This is a genomic window from Acidobacteriota bacterium (assembly GCA_009861545.1).
Lineage (GTDB): Bacteria > Acidobacteriota > Vicinamibacteria > Vicinamibacterales > UBA8438 > WTFV01.
Genome location: VXME01000151.1, coordinates 47,823 through 57,035, shown reverse-complemented (window position 1 = coordinate 57,035; position 9,213 = coordinate 47,823). Strand labels below are relative to the sequence as shown.

Genomic DNA, 9,213 nt, shown 5'->3' with positions numbered 1-9,213 from the left:
CCCCCGGCCCCACCGCGGACGCTCCCCGCGACGCCTCGGCTGCGGGTCGAGGGGGCACCCCGGCTCCGGGTCGAGACGCCCCGTATTCGCGTGGAGGAGCCGCCCGCGCCAGCCGGTGAAGTCGCCGAGCCGACGCCCGTTCCGATCGAGGAAGCGGCCCGCACAGAGGCCGGAGCGCCTCCGGCAACGGTAGAAGCGGCCCCGCAGGCGGCCGAGGGCGCTCCGCGCATGGAGATCGAGCCGCCCCGCGAGAAGTTGCAGGAGCCCCCGCGCATCAGGATCGAGGAATCTCCGCGCATCAGGGTCGAGGAGGCTCCCTCCACGAAGGTCGAGGAGACTCCCCCCACGAAGGTCGAGGAGACCCCGCCCACGAGGGTCGAGGAGACCCCGCGCGCAAGCGTCGATCCGGCCCCGGCGCCCATCGAGGAACCGCCGCGGGCAAGGGTCGAGCCGCCCCGTATCGAAGTGGAAGGCATGCCGCTACAGCAGACCGAGGAAACGACCCGAGCCGCCGCCGAGGCGAAGCCCCTTGCGGCCCCGAAGATTGCAACTCCCACGCCGCCGGCGCCGGCAGCGACGTCTCCCCCGGCGCCCCCGCGGGCGGCTGCACCCGCGCAGCCCACCGTCCCCAGCCCGGCGAAGCGTCCCGGGTCGGGACTCGCATTGCGTCCCACGGGGCGGGTCGTGCCGCCGCGACTGCGCCTGCGCATCGAGGAACCCAAGCCGGTCAAGCCGCGCGCGGCAACGCCGCCGGCGCCGCCGAGACCGCCGGTGCGGCCGGTCACGCCGCAGGTCGCCACAGGAGTGACCGGCCCGGCCGCGAGGCCACCGCTCGGAGGACCACGGCCGCTGCCGTCCCAGCCCGTGCGCCCGCCGGCGGCGCCGCGGCCGCTGCCGCCGCGGCCGGCGGTCGGCTACCGCCCACCGCCGAGACCGCACCACAGGCCGGGCGGACGCCGCGCGCAGTACCGGCGAACGCGTACGCAGACGCCGGCCACGCCGGCGCCGCCGCCCCCGGTGACACGAACCATCACGTTGGCCGAGGGCATGACCGTCAAGGATCTGGCGGAGCGCCTCGAGGTCAAGCCGAAGGACGTGCTGAAGAAGCTGATAGAGCGGCGCGTGATGATGACCATCAACACCACGCTCGACTCCGAGACGGCGACGACCATCGCCCGGGAGTTCGGGGCGGACGTGAAGATGCGCACGTTCGAGGAAGAGATGGTGGTCATCGAGGCCGAGGAGACCAGGCCCGACGATCTGATCGTCCGTGCCCCGGTCGTCACGGTCATGGGCCACGTCGACCACGGAAAAACGACCCTGCTCGACGCCATCCGCGAGACGAAGGTCGCCGAGGGCGAGGCCGGCGGCATCACGCAGCACATCGGCGCGTACGCAGTGGAGGTGACCGGCCGCCGGATCGTCTTCCTCGACACGCCGGGCCACGAGGCGTTCACCTTGATGCGCGCGCGCGGCGCGCAGGTGACCGACATCGTCATCCTGGTCGTGGCCGCCGACGACGGCGTGATGCCGCAGACGCAGGAAGCGATCGACCACGCACAGGCGGCCAAGGTCCCGATCATCGTCGCCATCAACAAGATCGACAAGGCCGACGCCAACCTGGATCGCGTCAAGAAGGAGTTGGCCGAGCGCGGGCTCACCCCCGAGGACTGGGGCGGGTCGACGGTGACCGTGCCGCTCTCCGCGAAGAAGCGGGACAACCTCGACGGGCTCCTGGAGATGATCCTCCTGGTGACCGAGCTCGAGGAGCAGAAAGCGAACCCGAAACGGGCCGCGACCGGCACCGTTCTCGAGGCCAAGGTGGACCGCGGACGCGGTCCGGTCGCCACGATCCTGGTGCAGGACGGCACGCTGCGCGTCGGCGACAACTTCATAGCCGGCGTCGTGGTCGGGCGCGTGCGCGCGCTGCTGGACGACCGGTTGCAGAAGACCGACGAAGTGGGTCCGTCCAGCCCGGTGGAGGTGCTCGGCCTGACCGGGCTGCCGCAGCCCGGCGATGCCTTCCAGGCCGTGACGGACGCCGCCAAGGCGCGCCAGATCGCCGTGCTGCGGCAGAACCAGGCCAAGGAGAAGGCGCTCGGCGGCCGCGGCCAGCGGCTGACGCTCGAGTCTCTCCAGCAGCAGTTGACGGAGGGCGAGGCCAAGGAGCTGCCGATCATCATCAAGGCGGACGTGCAGGGCTCCGCCGAAGTGCTGGCCGACTCGCTCGGCAAGCTGGGCGACGAGCGCGTCAAGACGCGCATCATCCATACCGGCGTCGGCGCCATCAGCGAATGGGACGTGCTGCTCGCCTCGACCTCGAACGCGATCATCGTCGGATTCAACGTGCGCCCCGATCGCAACGCCACCGGCGTCGCCGAACGCGAGGGCGTCGACATCCGCCTCCATTCGGTGATCTACGACGTGACCGACGAGCTCAAGAAGGCCTTGGCCGGACTGCTCGATCCGACCACGAAGGAGGTCAAGCTGGGCGCCGCCGAGATTCGGCAGACGTTCAAGATTCCGAAGTTCGGCACCGCGGCAGGCTGCATGGTCACCGAGGGGATCATCACGCGCGCCGGCGACGCCCAGGCCCGGATCGTGAGGGACGGCGTGGTGGTCCACGAGGGACGCATCGGATCCCTGCGGCGCTTCAAGGACGACGTCAACGAGGTGCGGGGCGGAATGGAGTGCGGTCTGGCTTTCGAGCGGTTCGCCGACCTGAAGATCGGCGACGTGGTCGAGTCGTTCACCGTGGAGAAGGTCGTCGCCACCGTCTGACGAGGGGCGACTCCGCCGGTCGCCGCCGGACCGATGCCTGCCGTCGGGTTGCTGACAGTCGATCTCCACTTTCCCGGTGCGCGCTCGCTGAAGGACAAGCGCCGCATCCTCGCGAGCGTCAAGGACCGGGTCCGGAAGCTCAACGTCTCGGTGGCGGAGATCGACCACCTGGATGTCCACCAGCGAGCCCGCCTCGGCGTCGCGGCGGTGGCGTCCCACCGGGACCACGTGGATCGCGTCCTCGAGGGCGTCCTCGCAGAGATCGAACGGCGCGATCCCGGCCTCGTTCTGGCGACCGACCTGCAGTGGCTGAGTTGACGCACACCGCCGGACACCACATGACCCAGGGAACACGCACCCGGCGCGTAGCCGAACGCGTCCGAACGGAGATCTCGACGCTGCTGGCACGCAACGTTCGCGATCCCGGTGTGCTCGGCGTAACCGTCACCGACGTCCGAATGACAGCGGACCTCCAGCTCGCCCGCGTCTACTACACGCTGCTCGGCGGCAGCGACCGGCGGACCGCGGCCCGCGGCCTGCGCCGGGCGCGTGCATACCTGCGCCGCGAAATCGGACAACGGCTGCAGCTTCGGCAGGTGCCGGAGATCAGATTCCTGTACGACGATTCCACCGAGCGGCAGGACCGCATCGCACGCATCTTCGACGACATCGAGCGGGAGCGCCGGGAGACCGGCGGGAGCGCGGACGACGACCCGGCCATCGATTCGGAAGACAGAGATGACGTCTGACCCGCTTGCACGCATCACCGCCGCGCTACTCGACGGCGAGCGTTTCGTGCTCGCCTCGCACGTCCGGCCGGACGGCGATTCCATCGGCTCGCAGTTGGCGCTGGCCCATGCGCTGCGGGCACTCGGCAAGACGGCCCGGATCGTCAACCATGACGCGCCGCCCGCCTACCTGAGAACGCTCCCGGGTGCGGACGGGATCGAGGTGGCCGCGGCCGTGAACGGACGCTTCGACGCCGCGGTCGTGCTCGAGTGCGGAACCCTGGAGCGCACGGAGGTCGTCGGACTCGACCGCCAGCCCGTCGTCAACATCGATCACCACGCCGGTAACGCGATGTACGGCGCGCTCAACTGGTTCGACCCGACCGCCGCGGCTTGCGCGGAAATGGTGCATGACCTGATCGCCGCGTTGGGCGTCGCGTTGACGCCGGACATCGGGGCCGCGCTGTACGCCGGCATCCTGACGGACACCGGCTCGTTCCGGCATGCGAACATCACCGCCCGCACGTTCGAGACCTGCCGGAACGCGGCCGCCTGCGGCGTCGACGCCGCGGCCCTGGCGGCCGCGATCTACCAGAACAGCTCGCTCGGCAAGCTGCGCCTGACGGGCCGGTTGCTGAACGAGATGCGCCTCGAGGCGGACGGCCGCATCGCCGTCCTGCGCATCGACGAGGCGTTGCTCCGCGAGACCGGCTGCCCGCCCGACGACATGGAGGGCGTCATCAACCTGCCGCTGGCGGCCCGGGACGTCGAAGCCGTGATCATGTTCCGGGCGCTCGACGGAGTTGCTCGGGTCAGCCTGCGATCGAAGGGACTCGTCGACGTCCGTGCGGTCGCCGCGGCATTCGGCGGCGGCGGTCATCGCAATGCCGCCGGCTGCACCCTGGACGTGCCCGGGCCGGACGTCGAGTCACGGCTGCTGGCGCGCACCGCGGCGGCCGTCACGGAATCCGGAACGCACGTGGCGGCCGCACCCGGGTCCTGAGATGGATGGGGTTCTGGTCGTCGACAAGCCCTCCGGCCTGACGTCGCACGACGTCGTGGCGCACGCCCGCCGGTCGCTCGGGGTCAAACGGGTCGGTCACATAGGCACGCTGGACCCGCTGGCCACCGGCGTGCTGCCACTCGTCGTAGGAAGGGCGACGCGCCTTGCCTCTCTCCTCTCGGCGGGACGCAAGACCTATGAGGGATGCATCCTGCTCGGCGTCTCTACCGACACCTACGACGCCACCGGCACGATCACCGCGGACGCGCGGGACAGGATGGGAACCGGCCTCGTGAACGCCCCGGACCCGGCGGCCATCGAACGGGCGATGGCGGCTTTCGTGGGCACCCGGCCGCAGCGCCCCCCGCCGTTCTCGGCCAAGAAGATCCGCGGCGTTCGGGCCTACAAGCTTGCCCGGAGGAACCAGCCGGTCGCGCCCGATCCGGTCGAGGTGACCGTGCACGCCGCTGCGGTGCTGCGGGTCGACGGCACGCGGGTACGGTGCCGCGTCACGTGCGACCCGGGCTTCTACATGCGCGCGTTCGCCCACGACCTCGGCGCGGCGCTCGGTTGCGGAGGCTGCCTGGAAACGCTGCGGCGGCACCGCAACGGGGCGTTCGATCTGCGCGGCGCGGTCTCGATCGAAGAGATCGAGTCCCGCGGTCCCGCCGTCGCGGACCGGATGGTGCCGCTCGCGGAGCTGCTGCCGGAGCTCCCGCGACTGGTGCTGACCGAGCACGGCGCACGGCGGGCGCGGCACGGCAACGATCTGACCGCTGCCGACGTCGTCTCGTCGAGCGCGGACTGGGCCTCACGCGCGGTCTCCTCCGCAGCGGCGACGGCGAAGCTCTACGACGGTGAGGGTATGTTGATCGCTATCGCGAAAGTGGGCGCGGCCCGGCTTTTGCACCCGACAATCGTTCTAGTGTAGGATCGCGTGTTGAACGTAGTGGCGAGTAAAGCAAGAGTAGAGAGGTAGTTGCACGTGGCGCTGGCCAAGGAGCGGAAGTCTGAACTGATTGGCTCGTATCGGCTGCACGACAGCGATACCGGCTCCCCGCAGGTACAGATCGCGATTCTCAGCGAACGCATCACCTACCTGACGGAGCACTTCAAGACCCACGCCAAGGATCACCACTCACGTCGTGGCCTGCTGCAACTCGTCGGTCGGCGTCGTCGCCTCCTCGACTACCTCAAAGGCAAGGATACCGAGCGATACGCGGACCTGATCAAGCGGCTCGGCATCCGCAAGTAGGCGCGAGACAACGACCGGTCCCGACGAGACCGCTGCCCGCCTCTCCGCGCAACGCGCCGGGACCATGAGTCGTCCCGAGAACTGGAGCCCATCCCCATGCACACGGCCCAGGTTGAAGTCGGCCGATCCACCCTCACGATCGAGACCGGCAAGCTGGCCAAACAGGCGGACGGCGCCGTCACCGTGCGCTACGGCGACACCTTCGTCATCGTCACGGCCTGCGCCGCTGCGACCGCGCGCGAGGGCATCGACTTCCTGCCGCTCACGGTCGACTACCGGGAGTACGCCTACGCCTCGGGCCGGATCCCCGGCGGTTTCTTCAAGCGGGAAGGCAAACCGACCGAGAAGGAGGTTCTGACGAGCCGGCTCATCGACCGGCCCTTCCGGCCGTTGTTTCCCGACGGATGGACGCGGGAGACACAGATAATCGCGCTGCTCCTGTCCGCCGATCCCGAGAACGATTCCGACGTGCTCGCCCTGACCGGCGCGTCGGCCGCCCTCGCCATATCGTCCATTCCCGTCGCACACCCCATCGCCGCGGTCCGTGTCGGCCTGCTCGACGGGGCGTTCGTGATCAACCCGACGTATCCGGAACGCAAGCAGAGCGACCTCGATCTCATCGTCGCCGGCAGCCGCGCCGCGATCGTAATGGTCGAAGCGGGAGCCCGGGAGGTGCGCGAGGACGTCATGCTCGGCGCGCTCGAGGCGGGCCACGCGGCCATTCGAGACATCATCGACGCGATCGAGACGATGGCCGCGGCCGTCGGAAAGCCGAAGACGGACGTCGCCGCCAAGGACGTGGATGCGGCCGTCCGCCAGGAAATCGAGGCGCAGGCGCTCGCCCCGCTCGCCGACGCGATGCGCGTCAAGGACAAGCTCGAGAGCTACGCCCAGGTCGATCGGGCGCTCGACGACCTGCTCGCGTCCATTCCCGACGACGATCCGGATCGCCGCGCGGACGCCAAGGTGGTGTTCAAGGACTTGAAAGAGAAGGTCCTGCGCGACGAGGTTCTCGATGCGGGCCGCCGTCTCGACGGTCGGGCGTTCGATCAGGTCCGCGACATCTCCTCGGACATCGGCGTGCTGCCCCGCGCCCACGGGTCTGCGGTGTTCACGCGCGGCGAGACCCAGGCGCTCGTCTCCGCTACGCTCGGCACGGCCGACGACCAGCAGAAGATCGAGCTGGTCGACGGGGAGACCTACAAGCGCTTCATGCTGCACTACAACTTTCCGCCCTTCTCGGTCGGCGAGGTGAAGTTCCTGCGCGGGCCGGGGCGGCGGGAGATCGGACACGGCCACCTCGCGGAGCGCAGCCTGGCGCCGATGATTCCGAGCGAGGAGGAGTTCCCTTACACGCTGCGCGTCGTCTCGGACATCCTCGAATCCAACGGCTCGTCGTCCATGGCCAGCGTCTGCGGCGGCGCCCTCGCGCTGATGGACGCAGGCGTGCCCATGAAGCGTCCCGTGGCCGGAATCGCGATGGGACTGATCCTCGACGAGGCGAGCGGCCGGCACGCCATACTCTCCGACATCGCGGGCGCCGAGGATCACTACGGCGACATGGACTTCAAGGTCGCCGGTACCAGCGAGGGGATCACCGCGCTGCAGATGGACATCAAGGTCTCCGGGATTACGACGGAGATCATGCGCGAAGCACTCGACCAGGCGCGGGCCGGCAGACTCCACATTCTGGAGAAGATGGGTGTCACGATCTCGACGCCGCGCGAATCCATCTCCACGCACGCCCCGCGCATCGTGACGATTCAGATTCCGGTCGACAAGATTCGCGACGTGATCGGACCCGGCGGAAAGACCATCCGCAGCATCATCGACCGCACCGGCGTCAAGATCGACGTCGAGGACGATGGCCGGGTCAATGTGGCGTCGACGGACGAAGAGTCGGCGCAGAAGGCCATCGCCATCATCGAGGAGCTGACTGCGAGCCCCGAGCTGAACAAGACCTACCTCGGCAAGGTGCAGCGCATCACCGACTTCGGGGCGTTCGTGGAGATTCTGCCCGGCATCGACGGACTCCTGCACGTCTCCGAGATCGCACACTACCGCGTGAACGAGGTGCGCAACGAGCTGACCGAAGGCGACCAGGTGCTGGTGAAGGTCATCAACGTCGACCCCTCCGGCAAGGTCCGGTTGAGTCGCAAGGCCCTGCTGCCGGGCGGGTCGTCCGACAACGGCGACAAGGGCGACGGCCAGCCGCGCCGCCCGGACCGCCGCGGCGGCGCACCGGGCGGCGGATCGTCTCGCCCCCCGCGCCAGCGCGGCGGGAACCGCGAGCCCGCGCGACGGTAGACCCTGGCGGCACAGACTCCTAGCTCTTCGAAGCGGCGGCGCGGGCTCCCGCCATCCGGGCGGCCAGCGAGGGGTGGGAATGGAAGAACCACTCGACGAGCCGCGGGGGGCGTTCCTCTGCGAGATACTGCGCGCTCACCCGGCGGAGTCCGGATACGAACGCCTCGAGATTGCCCGTCACGCGCAACGCGTAGCGGTCGGCTCTGCGCTCTTGCCAGCGCGACAGCAGGTTGACCATCGGGGCCGCGGCGATCGAGACCGCCCCGTACACGAGCGCCAGCAGCGGCACGCTGCCGACGTCCCACAGGCCCTCGACGCCGAGCAGTGACAGCGGTGCCGCGCTCAGCACCGTATCGGCGGTCCAGAACGCCGCCAGCGCCACCGCGGCGGCGCTGAAGATTGCCTGCCACATGTCCCAGTGCACGTGGTGGCCGATCTCGTGCGCGATGATCACCTCGATCTCCTCATCGCTATAGTCATCGAGCAACGTGTCCGAGACCAGGATGCGCCGGGAGGGACCGATACCGACGACCGCCGCGTTCGCCGCATCGCTCGTCGGCCCGACGCGCCATTCGTGAATGGCGATGCTCGGCGCTCCGACCCGCCGCGTCAGCGCCTCGAGTCGAGCCCGTAGCGCTGGTCGCTCCAGCGGCCGCGTGCGCCGCGCCAGCATGGCCGAGGCGAGGCTCGCCTGCGCCGCTCCCGCCACCAGCCAGCCCGCTCCCGCCAGCCGCCACCACATGTCCGGCGAGATCCCGATGGCCGCATAGACGGCAACCGCACCGGCGGCCCACCCGGCCATCCGCATCGCGGTCACCTGCCCCTGCCCGAGCAGCCAACCGCCGAACGATTGCCGCGAGAGGCCGAACCGCCGTTCCAGCAGAAAGTCCGCGTGGAACACGAAGGGCAGCGCCAGCAACTCGCTGGCCAGAAAGAGCGCGGCCGTGAACAGACCGGCCCCCAGCACAACCCGAACCGCGTCGGGCAGCACGGCCACCGACAGGGCGGCGGAGACGAAGTCCGCCGGGTATCCCCAACCGACCGCGGCGAGTAGGACACCGGCCCTCGCGACGAACGCGAGGCGCCGGCTCCGGCGCCTCAGCCGGTGGAAGCGAGCCGCCTTGCCTTCGTTCACCCGA

General features: G+C 69.8%; 8 protein-coding genes. 7 read left to right on the top strand and 1 reads right to left on the bottom strand.

The window, feature by feature from the left end:
* From infB to pnp, 7 genes are all read left to right on the top strand, one after another.
* The coding region (gene infB / locus F4X11_23640; protein ID MYN67981.1) for a translation initiation factor IF-2 at positions 1-2,781 on the top strand (2,781 nt) is incomplete at its 5' end.
* 33 nt (positions 2,782-2,814) lie between these two features.
* Positions 2,815-3,099 (top strand): DUF503 domain-containing protein, encoded by a 285-nt coding sequence (locus F4X11_23635; GenBank protein MYN67980.1) that lies wholly within the window; start codon positions 2,815-2,817, stop codon positions 3,097-3,099.
* A 20-nt stretch (positions 3,100-3,119) separates the two neighbouring features.
* Entirely contained in the window at positions 3,120-3,530 is a 411-nt protein-coding gene (gene rbfA / locus F4X11_23630; GenBank protein ID MYN67979.1) for a 30S ribosome-binding factor RbfA, read from the top strand.
* Positions 3,520-4,512 carry a bifunctional oligoribonuclease/PAP phosphatase NrnA gene (locus F4X11_23625; protein MYN67978.1) on the top strand — a complete coding sequence of 331 codons (993 nt, stop codon included), beginning with the start codon at positions 3,520-3,522 and terminating at the stop codon, positions 4,510-4,512. Before rbfA ends, F4X11_23625 begins: the two co-directional genes overlap by 11 nt.
* Positions 4,394-5,443 (top strand): tRNA pseudouridine(55) synthase TruB, encoded by a 1,050-nt coding sequence (gene truB, locus F4X11_23620; GenBank protein MYN67977.1) that lies wholly within the window; start codon positions 4,394-4,396, stop codon positions 5,441-5,443. The genes F4X11_23625 and truB overlap by 119 nt, the downstream gene beginning before the upstream one ends.
* A 54-nt stretch (positions 5,444-5,497) precedes the next feature.
* Positions 5,498-5,767, top strand: a complete 270-nt coding sequence (rpsO, locus tag F4X11_23615; GenBank protein MYN67976.1) for a 30S ribosomal protein S15 — start codon at positions 5,498-5,500, stop codon at positions 5,765-5,767.
* Between the two features lie 96 nt (positions 5,768-5,863).
* Positions 5,864-8,074 (top strand): polyribonucleotide nucleotidyltransferase, encoded by a 2,211-nt coding sequence (gene pnp / locus F4X11_23610; protein MYN67975.1) that lies wholly within the window; start codon positions 5,864-5,866, stop codon positions 8,072-8,074.
* 19 nt (positions 8,075-8,093) lie between these two features.
* Here pnp and F4X11_23605 read toward each other — a convergent pair whose 3' ends face one another.
* The gene (locus F4X11_23605; GenBank protein ID MYN67974.1) at positions 8,094-9,209 is read right to left on the bottom strand and encodes a M48 family metalloprotease; all 1,116 of its coding nucleotides are present in this window, start codon (positions 9,207-9,209) and stop codon (positions 8,094-8,096) included.
* Positions 9,210-9,213 lie beyond the last annotated feature (4 nt).

Excerpts from the sequence above, each read along its gene's own strand:
- F4X11_23635 (MYN67980.1), top strand. The coding sequence starts at position 2,815 with ATGCCTGCCGTCGGGTTGCTGACAGTCGATCTCCACTTTCCCGGTGCG.
- rbfA (MYN67979.1), top strand. The coding sequence starts at position 3,120 with ATGACCCAGGGAACACGCACCCGGCGCGTAGCCGAACGCGTCCGAACG.
- F4X11_23625 (MYN67978.1), top strand. The coding sequence starts at position 3,520 with ATGACGTCTGACCCGCTTGCACGCATCACCGCCGCGCTACTCGACGGC.
- truB (MYN67977.1), top strand. The coding sequence starts at position 4,394 with ATGCCGCCGGCTGCACCCTGGACGTGCCCGGGCCGGACGTCGAGTCAC.
- pnp (MYN67975.1), top strand. The coding sequence starts at position 5,864 with ATGCACACGGCCCAGGTTGAAGTCGGCCGATCCACCCTCACGATCGAG.